A 20,882-nucleotide genomic window follows, 5' to 3' on the forward strand; every position below is an offset into this window, starting at 1 on the left:
TGCGGACAAGGAGTCATTCGTGAGCATCAATCTTGATCAGGCCCTGCAAACCTATATCGCCGAGGCGCGCGAGCTGCTGGAGGAGATGGAGTCCGCGCTGCTGACCCTGGAGAACGACCCGGACAATGGCGAGCTCATCGGCGCCATCTTCCGGGCGGCGCACACCATCAAGGGTTCCGCCGGCTTGTTCGGCCTGCAACCCATCGTCAGCTTCACCCACATCGTCGAGGACCTGCTCGATCAGGTGCGCAACCAGCAGCTGGCGATAAGTGCCCCCCTCATCAGGGATCTGCTGGAGAGTCGGGATCACATCGAACGCCTGGTCAGCCTGGTAGCTGAACAGGGGGAAGCCCTTGGTGCGGATGAACAGGCTCAGGATGAGTTGCTGCGGCGCAATCTGGCCCGTCACCAAAGCGGCAACCAGACCACGCTGCCGGAGCGGACCCAGCCTGCCGATGCCGATCCGGTCAGCAAGGAGGAGGGTCATGTCAGCGCTACCTCCCTGTGGCACATTTCCCTGCGCTTTGGTCCTGACGTGCTGCGCAACGGCATGGATCCCACCTCTTTCCTGCGCTACCTCGGTACCATGGGCACCCTCTGCGCCATCGAGACCATTCACCATGCCCTGCCGGAGTGGGAACAGTTCGATCCGGAGAGCTGTTACCTCGGCTACGAGATCGATCTGGACTCCCAGGCCGACAAGAGTGCCCTGAGCGACGTGTTCGAATTCGTGCGAGACGACTGTCTCATCAGCATCTTGCCGCCCCACAGCAAGATCGCCGAGTACATAGCGCTCATCAACGCCCTGCCGGAAGACAACGAGATGCTGGGGCAACTGCTGGTCAAAACAGGCGCACTGACGGCCGGCGAGCTTGCGCTCGGCCTGCAAGCCCAACATGAACAGCCGCAGGCCGACACCAACAAGCTGGGGGAGATCCTGATCGCCCAGGGTGCCGTCAACGAAGTGGTGGTGGACGCCGCGCTCAAGAAACAGAATCAGAGCAAGGAGAACAAGAACAAGGAAGGACGTTATGTCCGGGTCCACGCCGACAAGCTGGATGAGTTGATCAATCTGGTGGGAGAACTGGTCGTGGCCAGCTCCGGCGCCAACCTGCTGGCCCAGCGTTCACGGGACAGCCAGCTGCAGGAGGCCAATTCCACCATTGCCATGCTGGTCGAAGAGATCCGCGATGGTGCCCTGCGCCTGCGCATGGTGCCCATCGGCGATACCTTCAACCGCTTCCAGCGGGTGGTGCGGGATGTCAGCCACGAGCTGAACAAGGACATAGCGCTGGTGATCACCGGCGGCGACACCGAGCTGGACAAGTCTGTGGTGGAGAAGATCGGCGATCCCTTGATGCATCTGGTGCGCAATGCCATGGATCACGGCATAGAAGCGGCCGAGAAACGGCTGGCGGCCGGCAAGCAGGCACGGGGCACCCTGACCCTCAACGCCTATCACGACTCCGGCAGCATTGTCATCGAGATCCAGGACGATGGTGCCGGCCTCAACAAGGCCAGGATCCTGCAAAAAGCGCAGGAGCGGGGGCTGGCAGCAGCCAATGCCACCCTGTCGGATCAGGAGATCTACCAGCTCATCTTCGAGCCCGGCTTCTCCACCGCGGAGGCCATCACCAATCTCTCCGGACGCGGGGTGGGCATGGATGTGGTCAAACGCAATATCCAGGCCCTGCGTGGCAGCGTCGAGCTGGACAGCAAGCCTGGCCTCGGCACCCGGGTGCAGATCCGGTTGCCGCTGACTCTGGCCATCATCGATGGTTTTCTGGTGCGCGTCAGCACCACTTACTACGTTATCCCCCTCGACATGGTGATCGAGTGCGTGGAGCTGACCCAGAGCGCGCTGGCCGATACCCAGGGGCGCAACTACATCAATCTGCGTGGTGAAGTGCTGCCATTCGTCCGGCTGCAGCACTACTTCGATGTCGAGGGAAGCCGTGGCCGCCGGGAAAATATCGTGGTTGTCAGCCACGGCGGCAAGAAATCTGGATTGGTGGTCGACGAGCTGCTGGGAGAGTTCCAGACCGTCATCAAACCGCTCGGCAAGCTGTTCCAGCGCCTGCAGGGGATCAGCGGCTCCACCATTCTGGGTGGCGGCGAGGTAGCCCTCATTCTGGATATTCCCTCTCTGATCCAGCATGCCATCGACCAGGAGCTGGGCCAACTGAGCCAGTACGCCATTCCACGTCTGCAATCCCAACCAAGAGTCAATTAACATCAGGAGCCTGACATGTTCAAAAACTCCACCATCAAGATACGACTCACCATTCTGCTCTGCCTGCTCTGCGTGCTGCTGTTCGGCGTAGGTGTGCTCGGGCTCTACAACATGCATAGCAGCAACAAAGGGCTGCAGCGGGTCTACAACGACCGGGTGGTGCCGCTCAAGCAGCTCAAAACCATCTCGGACAACTACGCCGTCGCCATCATAGACAATGTCAACAAGGCCAATGCCGGTCTCGTCAGCGCCGAGGAGGCGTTGCAGCAGATCCAGCATGCCCAGCAGCAGATCAAGCTGGAGTGGCAACACTATCAGGCCACCAAGCTGACCGCAGCCGAACAGAAGCTGTCGGCCGAGGCCAACAGCCTGTTCAATACCGCGGATCGAGACATCACCAGGCTGGAGGTCTTTCTCTCAAATCAACATGGTGTCATTGCGGATACGCTCAATGAGTTTGACGGCAAACTCTACAACTCTATCGACCCCATCGGCAGCAAGATAACCGAGCTGGTCAGTCTGCAGCTCGACGTTGCCAAATCCGAATACGAACAGGCCCAGGCCTGGTATGACGTCATGCTGCTTACCATGATGGCTGTGGTCGCCGCCGGCATGGTGGCCGCAGCCTGGTTTGGCATCGTCCTCATTCGCAGCATCATCTCTCCCATCAACCAGGCCCTGCAGGTTGCCAACCACCTGGCGGACGGCAATCTCGACGTCACTATCGACATCGGTGCCCACGATGAAGCCGGCCAGCTGTTGCTGGCCATGCAAAACATGGTCAACAAGCTGACGTCCCTCATTACAGACATAGAAACGCTGGTGACTGCCGCCGTCGAACAGGGGGATTTCAGCTACAAGATTGAACTGGACGGACGGCAGGGTTACATCAAGCGCCTCTCCGAACTGCTCAATCGTCTCTCCAACGTGACCGACACCAGCCTCAACGACGTGATGCGCATTGCCACCGCCCTGTCGCAGGGTGACCTCACCCAGAAGATTGAGCAGCCCTATCCGGGGATTTTCGGTCAGACCAAGGATGGCCTCAACAGCACCATCGCCGCGCTGACCGCCATCATCGAGGAAGTTCGCAACGCCGCCGACAACCTGACCAACGCCTCCAACCAGGTCAGCACCACGGCCCAGTCCCTCAGCCAGGCCACCAGTGAGCAAGCGGCCAGCGTGGAAGAGACCAGCGCCTCCATCGAGCAGATGAGCGCCAGCATCAACCAGAACACGGACAACGCCAAGGTGACCGACAACATGGCGAGCAGCGCCGTACTGGAGGCCACCGAAGGGGGCCGTTCGGTACAACAGACGGTTGCCGCGATGCAGCAGATCGCCCGCAAGGTCAGCATCATCGACGACATTGCCTACCAGACCAATCTGCTGGCGCTCAATGCCGCCATTGAGGCGGCCAGGGCCGGTGAACATGGCAAAGGCTTTGCTGTGGTCGCCGCCGAGGTCCGCAAGCTGGCCGAACGCAGCCAGATCGCGGCGCAGGAGATAGGCGAACTCTCGTCAAGCAGCGTCGATACCGCCGAGAAGGCGGGCAGTCTGCTCGACAAGATAGTGCCCTCCATTCGCAAGACCTCGGATCTGGTGCAGGAGATCAACGCCGCCTCCGGGGAACAGGCCAGCGCCGCCAACCAGATCAGCCTGGCCATGAGCCAGCTCAATCAGGTGACCCAGCAAAATGCTGCCAGCAGCGAGGAGCTGGCCGCCACCGCGGAGGAGATGAGCTCCCAGGCCAACGAGCTGCAGCAGACCATGGACTTTTTCTCCCTGCAAGGCAGCGGCCGCTCACCCAGACAGGTCGAAAACCTGCACAAGGGGGTGCCTCCCAGAGGCAAGTTTGTGATGCCGGCCCAGCCTCCGTTGCATGGCAATGTGGCTGCGCAACCGCAGGTTGACGAAACCGATTTTGTCCGCTTTTAACCGGAGAGCCTCATGAGCATGTCTACCGAAGTGGTCGCCCAGCCTGGCACGCTGGTACATGACAATCAGGGTGATGCCCAGTACCTGACTTTTCTCATCAACGGCGAGATGTTTGCCATCAACATTCTCGGGGTCAAGGAGATCATCGAATACGGCAACATCACCCCCATCCCCATGATGCCGAGTTTTATCCGGGGTGTGATCAACCTGAGGGGCGCCGTCGTCTCTGTGGTGGATCTCAACGCCCGTTTTGGCAATGCCCCCTCCAGCATCACTCGCCGCAGCTGCATCGTGATCATCGAGAACGTGCACCCGGACGACCCGGAACACGGCAATCAGGACATTGGCGTGGTGGTGGACTCCGTCTCCGAGGTGCTGACCATCCCCTGCAACGAGATTGAGCCGCCACCAAGCTTCGGGGCCCGCATCCGGGCCGACTTCATCAGTGGCATGGGCAAGGTCAACGGCAAGTTCGTCATTCTCATCAATACCGAGAAGGTGCTCTCCATCGACGAGATGGCCCAGCTCAGCGAGCTGACTCAACAGCAGGAACGGCTGCTGGAACAAAAACCACAAACGCCATGACAACAACATAAATCAGCGTTTCGCTCCACCACACAGCAATGACATGTCGCACAAGGATAAGGCCCATGACTCAATCACTCTTTGGCAATCTGTTTGGCAACGGCAATGCTCATGCCTTGCTGCAGGAACAACTGCGCCAGTTGACTGGTGCAACCCGCACCCTGGCTCAGGGGATCCAGCAAGGCAAACAGTCCGCCCAGCTAGAGCTGGATACGCTCACCGGCCCTCTCAAGGAGCTCTGCCAGGAGTTCAATGCCGTACTGGGGCTGCTAGGAGATCGCCTTGGCAGTGCGCTCGCCGCTCGCGAGGCCAATCAGGCGCTCTACGAAGAAAACCTGCGAGTGCGCAAGGCGCTGGATGGTGCCTCGACCAATGTGATGATCGCCGATACCAATTTGAACATCGTCTACATGAATGAAGCCGTGCTGGCCATGCTGGGACTGGCAGAATCGGATATTCGCAAGGATCTGCCGAGCTTCGACGTCAGGCACCTGATGGGCAAGAACATCGATACTTTCCACAAGGAGCCCTCCCACCAGCGCAACATGCTGGCCAAGCTGGACAAGACCTACCGCACCCAGATCACGGTCGGAGGCCGCACCTTCTCCCTGATCGCCAACCCTGTTTTCAATGACGGTGGCGAGCGGCTCGGCTCCGTGGTGGAGTGGGCCGACCGCACCAAGGAGATCGCCATCGAGAATGAAGTGAAAGCTGCCAATGCCGCCGCCAAGCAGGCGGCCGCCGAAAGTCTGCGAGTCAAGAAGGCGCTCGACGGGGCCAGCACCAACGTGATGATCGCCGATACCGATCTCAACATCATCTACATGAACGAAGCGGTCAGGGAAATGCTGGGCCAGGCTGAAACCGACATCCGCAAGGAGCTGCACCACTTCAACTCGGCCAACCTGATGGGCGCCAACATCGACAGCTTTCACAAGAATCCGGGCCATCAACGCAGCATGCTGGCCAAGCTGAACAACACCTATCGTACCCAGATCATGCTGGGGGGACGCACTTTCGCCCTCATTGCCAACCCGGTATTCGGCGACGATGGCGAGCGGCTGGGCTCCGTGGTCGAGTGGTCGGATCGCACCAAGGAGGTCGCCATCGAGCGGGAGATGTCGGAAATCGTCCAGTCCGTCATCAATGGCGAACTGCACCGTCGCATGGATCTCACCGGCAAGAGCGGCTTCTTCCAGAACCTTGGGGAGGGGATAAACCGTATCGCCGAGGTGATCGACACCAGTCTCAACGACGTGATCAGGGTGGTTCAATCACTGGCTCGCGGGGATCTGACCCAGCACATAGAGGCCGATTATCCCGGCGTATTCGGCACGACCAAGGACTCCCTCAACCAGACCATCGTCTCACTCACCAACATTGTCACCGAGGTGCTGGGAGCATCCGACAACCTCTCCAGCGCCGCCGAGCAGGTCAGCGCCACCGCCCAGTCCATCAGCCAGTCCAGCAGCGAGCAGGCTTCCAGCATGGAGGAAACCAGCGCCTCCATCGAGCAGATGAGCGCCAGCATCAACCAGAACACCGACAACGCCCAGGTCACCGATGGCATGGCCAGCAAGGCGGCAAAGGAGGCAGTAGAAGGCGGCGAGGCGGTCAAGCTCACGGTCGATGCCATGAAGCAGATTGCCAAGCGGATCGGCATCATAGATGACATCGCCTACCAGACCAATCTGCTGGCCCTCAACGCCGCCATCGAGGCGGCCCGGGCAGGCGATCACGGCAAGGGCTTCGCCGTGGTGGCTGCCGAGGTACGCAAGCTGGCGGAGCGCAGCCAAGTAGCAGCCCAGGAGATTGGCGAGCTGGCATCAAGCAGCGTCGACATGGCGGAGAAAGCGGGACGCCTGCTCGATCAGATGGTGCCCTCCATCAACAAGACCTCGGATCTGGTGCAGGAGATCAGCGCCGCTTCCGCCGAGCAGTCAACCGGCGTCAGCCAGATCAACATCGCCATGAACCAGCTGAGTCAGGTGACCCAGCAGAACGCATCCTGCAGCGAAGAGCTTGCCGCCACTGCCGAGGAGATGAGCAGCCAGGCCGAGCAGCTGCAACTGGCGATGGAGTTCTTCACCCTGGAGCGGCACAAGCTCAATGCTGGCCAGAAGGTGGCAGCCACCCGTACCGGTCCCCGTGGCCGCTTCATGCTCGAGAACAGTGCCACAGAGGGTAATGGCAACCTGCCCCGGCCCCACAATGACGGTGACTTTGTTCGCTTCTAACCCGGATGCGGGTGAGTGGAACTCACCCGCATCCCGTTTGTTTCGGGAGTCCTTCCGTGTATCAGACCCAGTTGCATGATGATGAATTTGCGCAGTTTCAACGCTGGATCCACCAGACGGCGGGGATCGATCTGTCACCGGCCAAGAAGGCCCTGGTCGCCAGCCGATTGTCAAAACGGCTCTGTTACTATGAGCTGGAGAGCTATGGCGACTATTTCAGCCTGATCATGCACAACCGCGGCAGTGAACTGCAGATTGCGCTCGATCTGCTCACCACCAACGAGACCTACTTTTTTCGCGAACCCAAGCATTTCGAATTTCTCGGGACCAAGGTGCTGCGCCAGTTGCCAAAAGAGCGGATGGTTCGGATCTGGAGCGCAGCCAGCTCTTCCGGCGAAGAGCCCTACAGCCTGGCCATGACCCTGGCCGACCATCTGGAGCTGGGTAACTGGGAAGTGATCGCCTCGGATATCTCGACCCGGGTGCTGGAACAGGCGAGAACGGGGCTCTATCCCATCGAACGGGCCCACAACATCCCGCTGCCATTGTTGATGAAGTACTGCCTGAAGGGGGTCGGCTTTCAGGAGGGCACCTTCATCATCGATCGCAAGCTGCGCGAGAAAGTGCAGTTTTACCATATCAACCTGAATCAGGAGTTGCCTGACATCGGGCTGTTCGACGTCATCCTGATCCGCAACGTGATGATCTATTTCAACCGGGAAACCAAGGGGCAGGTGCTGCAACGGCTGGTGCCGCGCCTGAGAAAAGGGGGCTATCTCATCGTCAGTCATGCCGAGAGCCTGAACGGCCTGCCCCACGGCCTGCAACTGGTATCACCTTCCATCTATTTGAAACCTTGAGTTTTTCAGTATGAAAGAGGTCATGCTGCAACCGGGCGAGTTCTTCTTTGGGCAGGATGACGCCATCATCCGCACCCATCTTGGCTCCTGCGTGGCCATTACCATGTGGCATCCGGAGCAGAAGCGAGGTGGCATGTGCCATTACATGCTGCCCAGCCGCGGCCACAGCGCACCGAGTCTGGACGGTCGTTATGCCGATGAGGCAATCCAGCTTTTTATCCACGAAATAGGCAAGCACCCCGCCCCCATCCATGAATACGAGGTCAAGCTGTTTGGCGGCGGCAACATGTTTATAGAACAGCAAACGCTCAACACCATGAATGTGGCCATCAAGAACATCAAGGCGGCCTGGCAGCTGACCCAGCACCTGGGCCTGACCATCAAGGCCCATCATCTTGGCCATGCGGGACACAGAAGTCTGATTTTCGAGCTGGCCAACGGCAATGTCTGGGTACGTCATCATCGCTTGCCACACCGCTAAGGGGACGGGAATGAAACAGATAAGAGTCATGCTGGTGGATGATTCCGCCGTGGTGAGGCAGGTGTTGCAGGCCATTCTCGAGCAGGAGCCCGATATCAAGGTGATTGCCACCGCCTCCGACCCGCTGTTTGCACAAGAGAAACTGAAGAAGGAGTGGCCAGACGTGATCGTGCTGGACGTGGAGATGCCACGCATGGATGGCATCACCTTCCTCACCAAGATCATGGCCGAGCACCCCACCCCAGTGGTGATCTGCTCATCCCTGACCGAGAAGGGGGCGGAAACCACGCTGCAGGCGATGGCCGCCGGCGCCGTCGACATCATCACCAAGCCCACGGTCGGTCTGAAAAGCTTCCTGCAGGAGTCGGCACAAGAACTGGCCATGGCGGTGCGCGCCGCCGCCCAGGCCAATGTCAGACGCCAAGTCAGAACCCAGTCCACCACGGTCGCCCCCAAGCTCAATGCCGACGCCATCATGGCGCCGGCCAGCCAGCATGCCATGGCCCAGACCACGGAGCGGATCGTGGCGATCGGCACCTCCACCGGCGGCACCCAGGCACTGGAGGCCGTGCTGACTACCCTGCCCCGGGTCTGCCCCGGCATCGTCATCGTGCAGCACATGCCGGAGAAGTTCACCGCCTCCTTTGCCGAGCGGCTCAACAACCTGTGCCAGATAGAGGTGCGGGAGGCCAGAAGCAACGATCGGGTGATCCCCGGGCTCGCGCTCATCGCCCCGGGCGGCAAGCACATGCTGCTCAAGCGCAGCGGCGCCTACTATCACGTCGACGTGATGGACGGCCCCCTCATCAACCGCCACCGTCCTTCGGTGGACGTGCTGTTTCGCTCGGTGGCCAAGTTTGCCGGCGGCAATGCCACCGGCATCATCATGACCGGGATGGGGGATGACGGTGCGCGCGGGCTGCGCGAGATGCTGGAGGCAGGTGCCAATACATTTGCCCAGGATGAGGCCTCTTGCGTGGTCTTCGGCATGCCCAAGGAGGCCATCAAGCTCGGCGCCGCCCGCCATGTCCTACCGCTGCAGGATATCCATCACGCCATCGTGGGACGCTAGCAGACAGATGAGGTGACACAACCCGGCCTGACCGGGCTGTGTTGTTTCAATGCGGCATGTCGTCGAGCAGGGCGAACAGGCGATCAATCTCCGCCGAGGTGTTGTAGTGCATGCAGCCTATTCGCAGCACACCGTCGCTCACCCCCAGCTGCTCCACCAGCGCCAGCGCATAGAAGTGGCCGGCCCAGCTGCACACCTGATGTTGCCCCAGAAACTCGGCCATCTCGGCGGGACTATGACGGCTTGAAGTGAGGGCGAAGGTAGGAGTGCGCCCCTTGCTGCCCTGAATGCCGTGCAGGGTGAACCAGGGGCGCTCGGCCAGCCTGGCCAGCAGATGCTCGCTGAGCTGCCGCTCATGGGCCTGGCTGCGGGCAAACGCCAGATCGAGGCGAGCTTCCAGCTTGTGTTCGGAGCCGTCCAGCCCGGACAAGGAGGCCAGATACTCTACGGTCGCTTCTACTCCCGCCAGCGCCTCCCAGCTCTGGGTACCGGTTTCCCACTTGTAGGGCGCCACATCTTTGGCCGGTTCAACCTTGTAGGGGGTGAAATGCGCCAGGTGGCGATGCTTGCCGAAGAGGATGCCGAGGTGCGGACCGAAAAACTTGTAGGCGGAACAACCGAGGAAGTCGCAATCCCAGGCCTGCACGTCGATGCGCTCGTGGGGCGCAAAGTGCACCGCATCTACATAGAGCAGGGCCCCCACCCCGTGCACCGCATCGGCGATACGCGGAATGTCGACCAGAGTGCCCGTGGTGTTGGAGGCCGCTGTTACCGCCACCAGCCGGGTTTTGGGTCCGAGCAGGCTGAACAGATGCGCATAGTCCAATCCCCCGGTCGTCACATCTACTCTTGCCTGATGCACTACCACGCCACGATCCGCTGCCGCTTGCTGCCAGCTGGAGACGTTGGAGTAGTGATCGAGCGCGCTGACGATAATCTCGTCCCCCGCCTGCCACTCTCTGGCCAAGGCACGACTCAGCGCAAAGGTCAGGGTGGTGAAGTTGGCGCCGAACACTATCTCTTCAGCCCGCTCCGCCCCCAGCAAGGCCGCCACCGCCAGCCTGGCCCGCAGGGCCTGCTGCTCGGTCGCCCTGGCCGAGAAAAAGGGGCCGCCCAGATTGGCGTTGAAGCGGCCGAGGTAATCTGTCATGGCCGTGAGCACGGCGTGTGGCACCTGGGCCCCGCCGGGGCCGTCAAAAAAAACGGGGGTTTTGCCTTCAACCAGCTGATTGAGAGCGGGGAACTGGCCGCGCAACACGGCGATATCGAGAGCCTGCATAGGAGAAGTCCACAATCCATGTTAACAGTTGAATAACATGGCGAGAGTAAAATGCGGCAGCAGCAATGTCCATCAGTGAAGCGGTCAGCCATCACACTTACAAAATAAGGTGAGTTTTTCAGTATAAAACGCTGCCTGATGGCTACCGGCTGGTACGGCACCTCGCCTCGCCACCATCCTGATCAATGCCAGACAGCAGCAGGGAAGTCGTTGATAAGCGTGAAAAATGAGCGACAAATATCAAAAAATGACCGAATGATACTTTTTTGTCGCCAGATATGCCCGCAAGGGGTTCACAAAGAGCGAAGATCTGATAGTATGCGCCTCGCACTTGGGGAGGGGTTCCCGAGCGGCCAAAGGGATCAGACTGTAAATCTGACGGCTCTGCCTTCGAAGGTTCGAATCCTTCTCCCTCCACCATTCAAGTGCAACAATCAGGAAAATACCCCGTGGAGGGGTTCCCGAGCGGCCAAAGGGATCAGACTGTAAATCTGACGGCTCTGCCTTCGAAGGTTCGAATCCTTCTCCCTCCACCATCTTCCTGAACAATTTGTGTAGTACCCCTGTGGAGGGGTTCCCGAGCGGCCAAAGGGATCAGACTGTAAATCTGACGGCTCTGCCTTCGAAGGTTCGAATCCTTCTCCCTCCACCATCATTCAAGAAAACCCGGCCTAGTGCCGGGTTTTCGCTTTTCATGCATCTATTCATTTGACACTGTCAGATCTGACAATTGCCTGTGGGCCCGCTTTTGGAAACAGTATTGCCATATCGTTCAAGGACATGACCATGTTTGAGATCTGGGATGAGAAGGGACAGGCAACCGGGCTGAGTCTGCCGCAGTTGCAGCAACGACTGAGCTCCTATCGCGGAGAGGTGATGGTGCGCTACATCAACCGCATCGGCCTGCCCACCACCCTGTTTCTGACCGTCGACCAGGGCGTTGCCTATCAGCGCTTCAAAGCTGGCTCGCCAAAACTGGACTGGGAATGGCTGGACGGCGCAGGCAATGGCCATCCCTCCCGAAATTTTATGAGTGAGCAGTTCCCCTTACTCCAGCTCTCCCTCGATAACTGAGTGCCCTTTCTCGCTCAATAACGTCAATTCATCGACGATTTGCTGTAACTGGGCACGAAAGCGTGTCAGCTCATCTGCACAAGCTGGCGATCCAAACTGACGAACTTTTTCTTCCAATCGCCATGCCTGTTCAGCCAACTCCGGCGCCATCATCATGCTGATAGTCCCCGCCTGACGATGTACCCAATTGGCCAATGCATTGTCATCGAGTGGCTCCTGTGCCATCGACTGTTCAAGCTCTTGGCGAAAAAGCGGAAACATCTGGCGCAACTTGTCACCATGACCAAAAAAAGCCTCCATTGCTGCGATATCGATCAAGGTTGGTGCGGGTAAGATTTGCCACTTCTGCAACATCTGACGCAGAGTATCCAGCAGCACCGGTTTGCCCAGCAGATCGTCCATGCCCGCGGCAAAACAGCGTTCAGCCTGTTCCGGCAACACATTGGCCGTCATGGCGATGATCAGTTGCCGCTCGCCTTTCTCTGCAGCCCGTATCCTGCGCGTGAACTCATAACCATCCATGACCGGCATCTGACAGTCACAGAGCACGAGATCATAGGGATACTGCGCGACCATCTCGAGGGCTTGCTGGCCGTGCTCGGCCAGTTCGCAGTTCAGCCTGAGCTGCCCGAGCTGTCGTATCACCAGTTGCTGGTTGAGGGAATTATCTTCCACCAGCAATATCCGACAAGGCAGCATGGGGGCGTTCTTTCGTATCGCTTTCGTTGCGGCCCTATCCCTCAAGCCAAACTGGTGATAGCAGACTTCCCGCACCGCATGCCAGGTCATGGGATTGCTGTTGAGGATGTAACCACCCTCATCACAGCGATAGCCAAGCGGAGTCGACAGCGGCTGCACCCGAATGACCCCCTTGGCCGCCAACTCATGATCAGTGAAACGCAACTGAGCATCACCAGACTCCGATGTTCGTGTTACCCCCAATGCATCGAGATGCAACAGCAGGGTGTGACACAGCTTCTCGTCATACAGTTCGATGCAGGCTTGCACGCCATTGAGACGGAGATCCGGCTCTCGCTGTGCCAGCACCGACAACCTGACAGTCAGAGTGATGAAAGTACCGAGCCCAAGGGAGCTCTCTAACCGGATCTCTCCCCCCATCAAGGTAGCCAGAGTCTGGCAGATGCTCAGCCCCAAACCAGTACCACCATAACTGCGGGTGGTGGAGCTCTCCGCCTGTTCAAAGGCATTGAAGATCCGGCCAAGCGCCTCGGCGCTCATACCGATGCCGCTGTCGCGCACGCCGAAGCGCAATTGCTGTTGCCCCTCCCCCTGTGCCAGCAGTTCTACTGAAATCTCGATAAAGCCCCGCTCAGTGAACTTGATGGCATTGCTGACAAAGTTGAAGAGGATCTGACGCAAGCGCAGCGCATCACCGCTCACCCGGGCCGCTACACCGGCATCCGCCCAGAGATAGACGCGCAACCCCTTGCGATGCACTTCGCTCACCGTCATGGTCAGCACACTGTCGATCAGCTCTCGGACAAGAAACGGAGCTTCTTCAAGCTGCATCTTGCCTGCCTCCAGCTTGGCGAAATCAAGCACGTTGTCGATCAGTGCATGCAACCCTTGGGCACCGCGGTTGATAACCTCCACCATTTGGCGCTGATCCTGCGTCAGCTCGGTAAAGGTGAGCTGCTCCACCATACCGACGATACCATTCATCGGGGTACGGATCTCGTGGCTCATGGTGGCCAGAAACTCCCCTTTCATGGCCGCCGCCGATTCCGCCCGCTCTTTCGCTCTGGCCAGTGCCAGCTCCACCTGCTGACGTCTGGTAATTTCCTGACGAAGGCGCCAATACGCGATGCAGATAACCAAGATAAAGAGGGTTATACCCGACCCCAACGGGATCAGAGTGCGCATCAGTTGCTGCCATGGCACCCCCTCGCTGTAGTTCAATGCCAACCAGGTATTGCGGATCTGCCGTCGCTCCTTGTTGCTCATGCTGGCCAGCACCCGGTTGACCAAGGGCAGAAGCGGGGCATAGGGCTCACGTACCGCCACCACCAGCTCATCCTTGAAGGGCGAAGGGGCTGCAATATTAAGCTGATCTTCAAACTGCTCCGCAATAAGTCGCGACACCACCACCAGATTGCCGATATAGGCATCCCCCTTCCCGGCGGCAACCGCCGCCAATCCCTCGCTGGCGTTGCTTGTCACCTTAATTGTTACATCCGGCAACAGCGCCTTGATCTGCGGAATTAACATGCTGTCAGTCAACAGCAGGCGCTTGCCTGTCAGATCCGTGATATCTCCGATGGTGGGCGACCCGCTTGCAGTCACCAGTACCATGGGAAATGATGCGAAAGGCTGGCTGGCATGCCAACCTATCAACCTGTCGATGATGCGGGTTGGCAACACAACAAGATCGACATCATGATGCAGCAACCGTTGTTGAAGATCAGGCCAGTTCTGCACCGGCACCCTGCTGTAAGCCAAGCCAAGCTTCTCTTTCAGCACATCCAGATAGTCAACTGCCATTCCAACCAGATTGCCATCCCTGTCGCTATAGTAAAAAGGGATCCAATTAGTACTCAAGCCCAACTTCAATGGTGGCAGAGCCGACAACCATGCTCGCTCATCAGGACGCAGCAAAAAATTACTGTGACCCATAAAGTTGGGAATCAGGTTCTCCCCCAACCAGCGCTTCTCAAGCTCGCTGCGGGCCTCGACCGTCAACGCCTGAATGGCTGTATTTAGCCGGGTAGAAAGCGTTTTATTCTGGCTGGTAACACCAAGATGAAGGGTCTCCATCAACAGGGGAGACTGTGCAACAACCGCCAGCGCAGGATGACGCTTGATAAACAGGTTGGCTACATACAGATTACCGATATAGGCATCGGCTCGCCCTTGCTCCACCGCCTGAAGTGCGCTGCGCGTATCTAAAAAGAGCCGTGGTGTAACCTTCGGATAGTGCAGCTTTACCAGCTTCTCCGTCATAAAACCCTTTTCTATAGCAATGCTCGCAGACTGTAACCGGCTCACGTCGCGAAAGAGGGTGCTGTCCTGACGCACCACTACCACGGTCGGTGAGGTGTAATAGGGCAAACTGTAAGTGACACATGAGCTTCCCCCAGCATTAAAAGCATCGAGCAAGATATCAATCTTGCCACGACAGATATCAGCATACATGGCATCCCAGTCAGGGTAGGCATGCCAAACAATCCGGTAATCCAGTTTATTTGCTAATTTCTCCATTAATTCCACGCTGAATCCAGCGGCAACCTTACCATCCCATCGCTGAAAAGGAACCCATCCTCCAGCTAATATACCGACCTCAATAGTGGATACCTCGGGAGGCTCGGAAGCCAGTAATACAGGAGCAAAGAATAAAAAAAAACCAACAACAATACTACTGAATGATGACCTTAATGAGACAAATATCAACATGGCAATTTACATATCTTTACAAATAAACTTATACATATAAAAATAAAAAACAGGGCGCGTACGGTAGTATATCAATGTCAGCTTTGATAGTCTTAATTTTATTGAGAATATTAATTGAGACTCATTCATGACCTTCAAAGTTATAATTTCCGATGATCACCCATTGATTTTAGCTGGTATCCGTAGCCTGATTGAAAAAATAACACCACGTTGTGATGTTGTTGCAGAGGCATATGGTGTTTCTGATTTGTTTATTTTATTAAGGCAACAGCCATGTGACTTGCTGATAACAGATTTCAGCATGCCGGGTGATAGTCGCAGTGATGGCCTCATAATGGTACAGAAATTACGCAGAGAATATCCCAATTTGGCGATCATTGTGCTGACACAACTCCACAACAATGCAATATTACAGGCTCTGCTTCAATGTGGGATTAGTGGCCTGATATTAAAAAAATCTGTTATCACCGAGTTATCAGAAGCCATTCGCCAGGTGCTGCTTGGCCACACTTATATAGGTAAGTCTGTTAAAAACCTGCTGACCGAGGCCGGCATATCTCATCACACCGATCTCACCCCACTTACACCAAAAGAGAGCGAGGTAGTGCGTTTGCTGGCCAGTGGCATGTCGGTCACTCAGGTAGCAGAACACTTGAATCGCAGCGTGAAGACCATCAGTACACAGAAAAAGAGCGCAATGATGCGACTAGGCTTGCAAAGCGATAGTGAACTGTTTTTTTATGCACAAAATAACGGTTTAGTTTAATATTACATACCACCAACAGGTATTGTTGCATCGACAATTAATGTCACAATGCCTTTATATGTAGCTCCTGGTCGCTTCCTCATTTCATCAACTTTAGACTGTTCTATTTCAAATAAGAAAAAATCATTAGCACTTTCTTTACTATTCTTAAATGGCACTTTCACGGATGGACTTAAAATAAACTTCCCGTCTGCATTATTACGTGAAATAACAATTGGTACTCTATGGCTACCAGAGCCATCTCTTATTTCACATTGCCCGCCACCCACATGTGTATACTGGCACATCAAACCGATCCAGAAAGGCGTATCACTTGATATTCTCACAGGTAACCTTGAGTTTAATACTGTAGGCAATGTTGAATTCCACCAGCCTTTAGGTGGCGTCAAGACAACTGTATTACTACCATGAGGAAACTCTACTTTCATTTGATTTCTTACAACTAAAGATATATCCATTTCGATAATTGATGGTGCTCTATATGCCGAATTACCAAGATCAAGATCTTTGTTTGATGAACCAACAGTAAGTGTCACTCTTCCTTGGTATCGACCATTCGGAATAGCGTCTATGTTATCAGCAGAAAGTTTATAACCGAAATAATATTTACTTATTATCGCATTGATCCTTCTAATTGGGTTTGGATATATTTTCGTGTAACATGAGCCACCATTTTTTTGAGCGTTGGCCGTGATTGAATAAAATACTGTTTTGGTGCTACTCGCGGTATCTCGATCAACTAGGGAACAGTTCGAGTTAGGATGCGCCTGATATGCATCACCAATATCCACCCCTACATTTTTTAGAGTATAGCCGGTATGAGTAAAGGAGAATTTCATGTTCACTTTACTGCCTGTGGGGCTAGTTAGTGTGACAGATTTTTCTCTAGGGAAGCTATGGAAAAAAAATCGGTCCCATGCATTACTACCTCTAAATATTGGTTTGTCAATATCTGCATCCACAGCAACCACTCTAGACACATTATCATCACAGAAATAAGATAGTGGTAGTTTTATACAAGGGTCTGTAATTCTAAATTCATTTTTTCCAGGGTTATCCCGTGATTGTGAGTATTCTGCATTGACCTTCAAAACGACGGAATGCGCCATCGTAAATGGCATCATAAATATAAATATAAAAATTAATGTTTTAATCATATTTAACTGAACTCAATTTTGTTTCTAAACTGTGACAGGCTAGATCACCTAAAAATAGTATTCTGCTATTTATTGGTAAGGTGGGGACATCGACAACAGTCTCACACTGGCTAATGCCGTTTATCTCCATTTTCAAGATTGGATTGCGGGCGCTCATCTCAACGGCAAAAAAACCATCCACTTCACTCATGGTTCTACCTGCATGATTGACAACCATTGCCCCCTTCAAAGGAGCCCCCTTCTCATCCAACAGACGACCAATGACTGTTACCGTCTTCATGACGTGAACCTGATGATAGGCCACCCCCCCCTTGTTGAGGTGATAAGGCAACACGTTGGGGCGAATGCTCACCGAAGAGGCATCATGGCCAGCCAGATCCAGCTCAACAGCACCGCTGCGATAGGCTGCTACGGGTATCAGGTTGCGCCCTGGCCGCAACTTGATATTACCACCCTGATCGTCATCGGCACGCAAGATCAGATCAGGCATATCGGACTCCAGATCCACTATCATGCCCGCATCATACCCCTGAGATTGGCCGGTCATGGTCAGACTGCCCTCATCACCAAACGCCAGGGTGCTGTCAAGATTGAGCCCACCGCTCAGAGTACGGTTATAGGAGGAAGACAACAGGTAGGCATCACCACTGACCAGATCCCCCTGAAACCTGGCATAGCCTGCTGTGCCGACGCCATAACTGTCAGTTGTCAGATTTACCCCGACGCTCTGCAGGGCCCCCCACTCCAGTAACTGCTGGTAACTGAGAGATCCGTTACGCTCTTGCCCGCCGGAACGGGAGGTTCGACTACCTATACCGACAGCCAATTGACTACGTTCTCCACCCAAGTTCATGCTTAGAGAGAGCATACTCCCCCTGTCCCTCGCGTTATCGGTACTGATGCTACCTGGCCGGTCAAATACCGTCAGGTTCCAGCTCACCGTCTGACCGAGTAGCTCGCCGTTGTAACGCCAGCCCAGATCAACCCCCAACCCACGCTCCGCCTGATGTGCCAAATAGAGGTTGGCAAAGTGTCGCTCGTCGAGCCGCTGCTGCAACGATATATTGCTCTGCTTGAGGTCGTGACTCCCCTCCCAAACTGGCCCTTTCTGGTGCTGCTGCTGGTGGCTGAGCACCAAGCTACCCTCGCCATAGTGATACAAGGCCTGCAGATCGAAGCCGCTTCCAAGTTCCTGTGTCGACATCAGGTTACCAAACAGCCGCCACTGATCATTCAGGCTCCAGTCGGCAGAAAGACCGTGCTGCCAGCGCTGGTCGATATACTGGCTGGATGCCCCGACGATCACGGAGGGTGTGAGCAAATAATTGAGCATGATACCGCTACTCAGAGGACTGGGAGTGTCCTCTTCCCAGTTGCTAAACAGGCGGGTCTGCTGGCCAGCAAACAGGTTGAAACGCCATGCCTCATCGGGGTTTTGCCAGTTCATCGGCTTGTAGATCATCTCGCGCCGCCTTTCGGTAATCTGGCCGTCTTCCAGCACTCTCAGTTCCACTTCATAGATGCCCGCAGGCAACACCTTGGTATCCAGCGCCTGCAGTCCCGCACTCACCTGTTGCGAGTTGATCAGCAACCCGTCCCGGTAGATCTCGACCATGCCAGGCCGGCTCGGGGTGACATAGACAGGAGTGGTACTGGCCTGGCCTTGCTCTATCAACAGGGTGTCGGAGTCCCCCAGCATGACACCCAACACGGTCGGGATTCCCCCGCCAAATAGGGTAGGTTGACGCACCAAACCTTGTGCATAAGGCGAGAAGTAGCCCAGCCGGTAGAAGCGCCCCTCTCCCTCACGTTCGGCATAAAGTTGCTGCACATGATGCTGCGCCGCCTGCCCGTTGCCGGACTGGCTCACTTCTCCCTCAAACAGCGGAGTCCATTGGCCTATGCTTCCCTGTGCAATTAGGTTGTAACGGCCACTACGCAGCTCACCTTCCTGCTGGGTCAGGTTCAACTGATGGCGTAACAGGGCGCCATAGCTGCCCCCACTGGGCAGATTGTAATAACGGTTCTGCGGCTGTCCCTTCTCGGCACCGGCCGTCAGCACCGATAACTGGGAGTTCTCTAGGCTGTACTCCAGCGCCAGTACTTCGTCAGCGCATGGATTCTGACATGGGCCCAGTCGATGGGATGCCTCCAGCGCCTTGGTCCAACGCTGACGGCTACGCTCGTCCAGCTCACTTTCATGGCTGCTGGTCAGAGCCAACAGTTGTACGCTGGTGTCTTTGCCCAGCACTATCTCGCCCTCCCCCAGCAGTTGCCCATCCACCAGGATGCGCACCGCCAGCGGGACGCCGAAGAAGTGATCGGCAAAGCCATCAGGCAAACCCTCTACTTGTTGCAACAGATCAAGGGGTTGTGCAACATGCCTACCCGTGGCCCAGGCAGGTGCGCAAAACACAACCAGGATCAACAGGAAAGAGAAATACTGCATGTATCTATCCCACTTCTTCTAAGCACAGACAAAAAGGCTCCCTTGATGCAGGGAGCCTCCATCAATCGGTTTATACGCCGCCTTTGGGTGCTTCTCCTTTGGGAGCTTCCGACTCAAAAATCATGTTGACCACACCTTGGTAGTTACCTGGCTTATAACCCGCGACAGGAGCATCCGCCGGGATCACTTCCAACCCGAGCAACTTGCCGGTCTTGGCATCATCCGCCTTCATAACTTCCACGGATGTTGTCCCCAACGTGACCCCACCAATTTTTACGGTCAATGCGATGTTGTCATTACCGCTGGCCATCATGGCCGGATTGGTCAAATAACCGGTAATTGCTCCGATTGTGCTTTTTACATCCAACTGCTTGGTAAGCTTGTCCAACTTTTTGGTATATGGGTTGTAAGCCAGCTTCTGCGGTACGTTCATCCAGTTGTCACCGCCTGTCGGCTGCACATAGAAGGCCTCGGTCGGGATCTGTGCAGTCACAGTGACTTGATGCTCAATACGTTCCGCAGCCATCAAGTTGGCCGACACCAGCATGGCCAGAGGCGCAGCTATCCATACTTTCATCACTCTCTCCTCTCTCGGATATAAGAAACATCAGTGACCAATCACCATGTTTCTGCTTTTGTCACCTTCAATCAGTTCAAACTGATAAAGGTGATCGCTCTTTTTCACCAGTTGCTTCTGCATGTTTGGCAACAGATGGATCTTGCTTGGGGCGGAACAGTTTTTTTTCCGCCCATCACACTCTTCAAAAAAATCCAGCACTATGGTGGCATTGCCTTTATTCACGACAGTCGTCATGGTATCTGTCTTTATCAATCGGGTATCAAATCGACTCTCTTTTGGCATCACAAAAATAATGGCGCCAAAGCCGGTCAATATATTGACCCCAGCCGAGACTTGCTGCTGATTCTCTTGAGCTATATTCGCATCCAGCTCGAACCCGTCCTCCTGTTTTGGCAACACAGGAATAAAACGGACCCTGAAATAGCGCTCCTTGTCCCGTTCCCCCATATACAACAGCCGTGTTGCCTGCACCCCGTTGGCCGGAATAATCATGCGGGAGGGGCTGGCAATCAGTGTTCTACGCCCCTCGGTTAACTCTGCCGACTCCTGCGGCTGGCCAGCCACATCGTAGGTGATCTCGTGAATGGCGACCTTTACAAAGGCGGTAGCATCACCCTGATTACGAATACGCTTTAAATAAGTACTCTGCTGGCCAGACATATAGTCATAGAGCGTACCTATACTGATTTCAGCTGATGCCAGCGCATTGCCACTGAATATCAGAGACAAGATAAAAAATGTTTTCTTCATGACAGTTCCA

Annotated in this window: 15 protein-coding genes and 3 tRNA genes; 12 read left to right on the forward strand and 6 right to left on the reverse strand. The window is 55.8% G+C overall.

What is annotated here, in order from left to right; translation table 11 throughout:
- Positions 1–19: 19 nt before the first annotated feature.
- The 7 genes from AB5Y94_RS00965 (at position 20) to AB5Y94_RS00995 (ending at position 9,406) form a co-directional block, all read left to right on the forward strand.
- Positions 20–2,233 (forward strand): chemotaxis protein CheW, encoded by a 2,214-nt coding sequence (locus AB5Y94_RS00965; RefSeq protein WP_368204503.1) that lies wholly within the window; start codon positions 20–22, stop codon positions 2,231–2,233.
- A gap of 15 nt (positions 2,234–2,248) precedes the next feature.
- Positions 2,249–4,171, forward strand: a complete 1,923-nt coding sequence (locus AB5Y94_RS00970; protein ID WP_336290332.1) for a methyl-accepting chemotaxis protein — start codon at positions 2,249–2,251, stop codon at positions 4,169–4,171.
- A 12-nt stretch (positions 4,172–4,183) separates the two neighbouring features.
- Positions 4,184–4,756, forward strand: a complete 573-nt coding sequence (locus tag AB5Y94_RS00975) for a chemotaxis protein CheW (protein ID WP_017763910.1) — start codon at positions 4,184–4,186, stop codon at positions 4,754–4,756.
- Between the two features lie 65 nt (positions 4,757–4,821).
- Entirely contained in the window at positions 4,822–6,993 is a 2,172-nt protein-coding gene (locus tag AB5Y94_RS00980) for a methyl-accepting chemotaxis protein (protein WP_368204505.1), read from the forward strand.
- A gap of 56 nt (positions 6,994–7,049) precedes the next feature.
- Positions 7,050–7,853, forward strand: a complete 804-nt coding sequence (locus AB5Y94_RS00985; protein WP_010634880.1) for a protein-glutamate O-methyltransferase CheR — start codon at positions 7,050–7,052, stop codon at positions 7,851–7,853.
- A 10-nt stretch (positions 7,854–7,863) separates the two neighbouring features.
- Complete coding sequence (gene cheD / locus AB5Y94_RS00990; RefSeq protein WP_005303792.1) at positions 7,864–8,334, forward strand: chemoreceptor glutamine deamidase CheD; 471 nt, start codon at positions 7,864–7,866, stop codon at positions 8,332–8,334.
- Between the two features lie 10 nt (positions 8,335–8,344).
- Positions 8,345–9,406 (forward strand): chemotaxis response regulator protein-glutamate methylesterase, encoded by a 1,062-nt coding sequence (locus AB5Y94_RS00995; RefSeq protein WP_368204506.1) that lies wholly within the window; start codon positions 8,345–8,347, stop codon positions 9,404–9,406.
- Positions 9,407–9,452: 46 nt separating this feature from the next.
- Here the strand turns inward: AB5Y94_RS00995 and AB5Y94_RS01000 are convergent, their stop codons facing one another.
- A complete protein-coding gene (locus tag AB5Y94_RS01000) occupies positions 9,453–10,685 on the reverse strand; it encodes a cysteine desulfurase-like protein (protein ID WP_368204508.1) in 1,233 nt (410 codons plus the stop codon).
- A 335-nt stretch (positions 10,686–11,020) separates the two neighbouring features.
- Here AB5Y94_RS01000 and AB5Y94_RS01005 point away from each other — a divergent pair.
- The 4 genes from AB5Y94_RS01005 (at position 11,021) to AB5Y94_RS01020 (ending at position 11,759) form a co-directional block, all read left to right on the forward strand.
- Positions 11,021–11,105, forward strand: a tRNA-Tyr gene (locus AB5Y94_RS01005).
- A 31-nt stretch (positions 11,106–11,136) separates the two neighbouring features.
- Positions 11,137–11,221: transfer RNA gene (locus AB5Y94_RS01010), tRNA-Tyr, on the forward strand.
- Positions 11,222–11,252: 31 nt separating this feature from the next.
- A tRNA-Tyr gene (locus tag AB5Y94_RS01015) sits at positions 11,253–11,337 on the forward strand.
- Positions 11,338–11,471: 134 nt separating this feature from the next.
- A complete protein-coding gene (locus AB5Y94_RS01020; protein ID WP_201903787.1) occupies positions 11,472–11,759 on the forward strand; it encodes a hypothetical protein in 288 nt (95 codons plus the stop codon).
- On the opposite strand, the gene AB5Y94_RS01025 is transcribed toward AB5Y94_RS01020, so the two are convergent.
- On the reverse strand, positions 11,733–15,170 hold the full coding sequence (locus tag AB5Y94_RS01025; RefSeq protein ID WP_368204509.1) for a transporter substrate-binding domain-containing protein: 3,438 nt from the start codon (positions 15,168–15,170) through the stop codon (positions 11,733–11,735). The two genes, AB5Y94_RS01020 and AB5Y94_RS01025, sit on opposite strands and share 27 nt — an antisense overlap.
- 127 nt (positions 15,171–15,297) lie before the next feature.
- Between AB5Y94_RS01025 and AB5Y94_RS01030 the strand changes: the two genes are divergently transcribed.
- The gene (locus AB5Y94_RS01030) at positions 15,298–15,936 is read left to right on the forward strand and encodes a response regulator (protein ID WP_368204511.1); all 639 of its coding nucleotides are present in this window, start codon (positions 15,298–15,300) and stop codon (positions 15,934–15,936) included.
- Positions 15,937–15,938: 2 nt separating this feature from the next.
- On the opposite strand, the gene AB5Y94_RS01035 is transcribed toward AB5Y94_RS01030, so the two are convergent.
- The 4 genes from AB5Y94_RS01035 to AB5Y94_RS01050 all read right to left on the reverse strand — a co-directional run bounded on the left by AB5Y94_RS01035 (position 15,939) and on the right by AB5Y94_RS01050 (position 20,872).
- A complete protein-coding gene (locus AB5Y94_RS01035; protein ID WP_201903793.1) occupies positions 15,939–17,093 on the reverse strand; it encodes a hypothetical protein in 1,155 nt (384 codons plus the stop codon).
- Complete coding sequence (locus AB5Y94_RS01040; protein ID WP_368204512.1) at positions 17,086–19,542, reverse strand: TcfC E-set like domain-containing protein; 2,457 nt, start codon at positions 19,540–19,542, stop codon at positions 17,086–17,088. The genes AB5Y94_RS01035 and AB5Y94_RS01040 overlap by 8 nt, the downstream gene beginning before the upstream one ends.
- Positions 19,543–19,612: 70 nt before the next feature.
- Entirely contained in the window at positions 19,613–20,119 is a 507-nt protein-coding gene (locus tag AB5Y94_RS01045) for a CS1 type fimbrial major subunit (protein ID WP_201903797.1), read from the reverse strand.
- A 30-nt stretch (positions 20,120–20,149) separates the two neighbouring features.
- Positions 20,150–20,872 carry a hypothetical protein gene (locus tag AB5Y94_RS01050; protein WP_201903799.1) on the reverse strand — a complete coding sequence of 241 codons (723 nt, stop codon included), beginning with the start codon at positions 20,870–20,872 and terminating at the stop codon, positions 20,150–20,152.
- Positions 20,873–20,882: the final 10 nt, after the last annotated feature.

The sequence above is a fragment of the Aeromonas sp. s5 genome, from assembly GCF_040907865.1.
In the GTDB taxonomy this organism is placed as follows: domain Bacteria; phylum Pseudomonadota; class Gammaproteobacteria; order Enterobacterales; family Aeromonadaceae; genus Aeromonas; species Aeromonas dhakensis.

What these genes read in the sequence shown, in the direction of transcription:
- AB5Y94_RS00970 (WP_336290332.1), top strand. Translation starts at nt 2,249, where the DNA reads ATGTTCAAAAACTCCACCATCAAGATACGACTCACCATTCTGCTCTGC.
- AB5Y94_RS00975 (WP_017763910.1), top strand. Translation starts at nt 4,184, where the DNA reads ATGAGCATGTCTACCGAAGTGGTCGCCCAGCCTGGCACGCTGGTACAT.
- AB5Y94_RS00980 (WP_368204505.1), top strand. Translation starts at nt 4,822, where the DNA reads ATGACTCAATCACTCTTTGGCAATCTGTTTGGCAACGGCAATGCTCAT.
- cheD (WP_005303792.1), top strand. Translation starts at nt 7,864, where the DNA reads ATGAAAGAGGTCATGCTGCAACCGGGCGAGTTCTTCTTTGGGCAGGAT.
- AB5Y94_RS00995 (WP_368204506.1), top strand. Translation starts at nt 8,345, where the DNA reads ATGAAACAGATAAGAGTCATGCTGGTGGATGATTCCGCCGTGGTGAGG.
- AB5Y94_RS01000 (WP_368204508.1), bottom strand. Translation starts at nt 10,685, where the DNA reads ATGCAGGCTCTCGATATCGCCGTGTTGCGCGGCCAGTTCCCCGCTCTC.
- AB5Y94_RS01020 (WP_201903787.1), top strand. Translation starts at nt 11,472, where the DNA reads ATGTTTGAGATCTGGGATGAGAAGGGACAGGCAACCGGGCTGAGTCTG.
- AB5Y94_RS01025 (WP_368204509.1), bottom strand. Translation starts at nt 15,170, where the DNA reads ATGTTGATATTTGTCTCATTAAGGTCATCATTCAGTAGTATTGTTGTT.
- AB5Y94_RS01030 (WP_368204511.1), top strand. Translation starts at nt 15,298, where the DNA reads ATGACCTTCAAAGTTATAATTTCCGATGATCACCCATTGATTTTAGCT.
- AB5Y94_RS01035 (WP_201903793.1), bottom strand. Translation starts at nt 17,093, where the DNA reads ATGATTAAAACATTAATTTTTATATTTATATTTATGATGCCATTTACG.
- AB5Y94_RS01040 (WP_368204512.1), bottom strand. Translation starts at nt 19,542, where the DNA reads ATGCAGTATTTCTCTTTCCTGTTGATCCTGGTTGTGTTTTGCGCACCT.
- AB5Y94_RS01045 (WP_201903797.1), bottom strand. Translation starts at nt 20,119, where the DNA reads ATGAAAGTATGGATAGCTGCGCCTCTGGCCATGCTGGTGTCGGCCAAC.
- AB5Y94_RS01050 (WP_201903799.1), bottom strand. Translation starts at nt 20,872, where the DNA reads ATGAAGAAAACATTTTTTATCTTGTCTCTGATATTCAGTGGCAATGCG.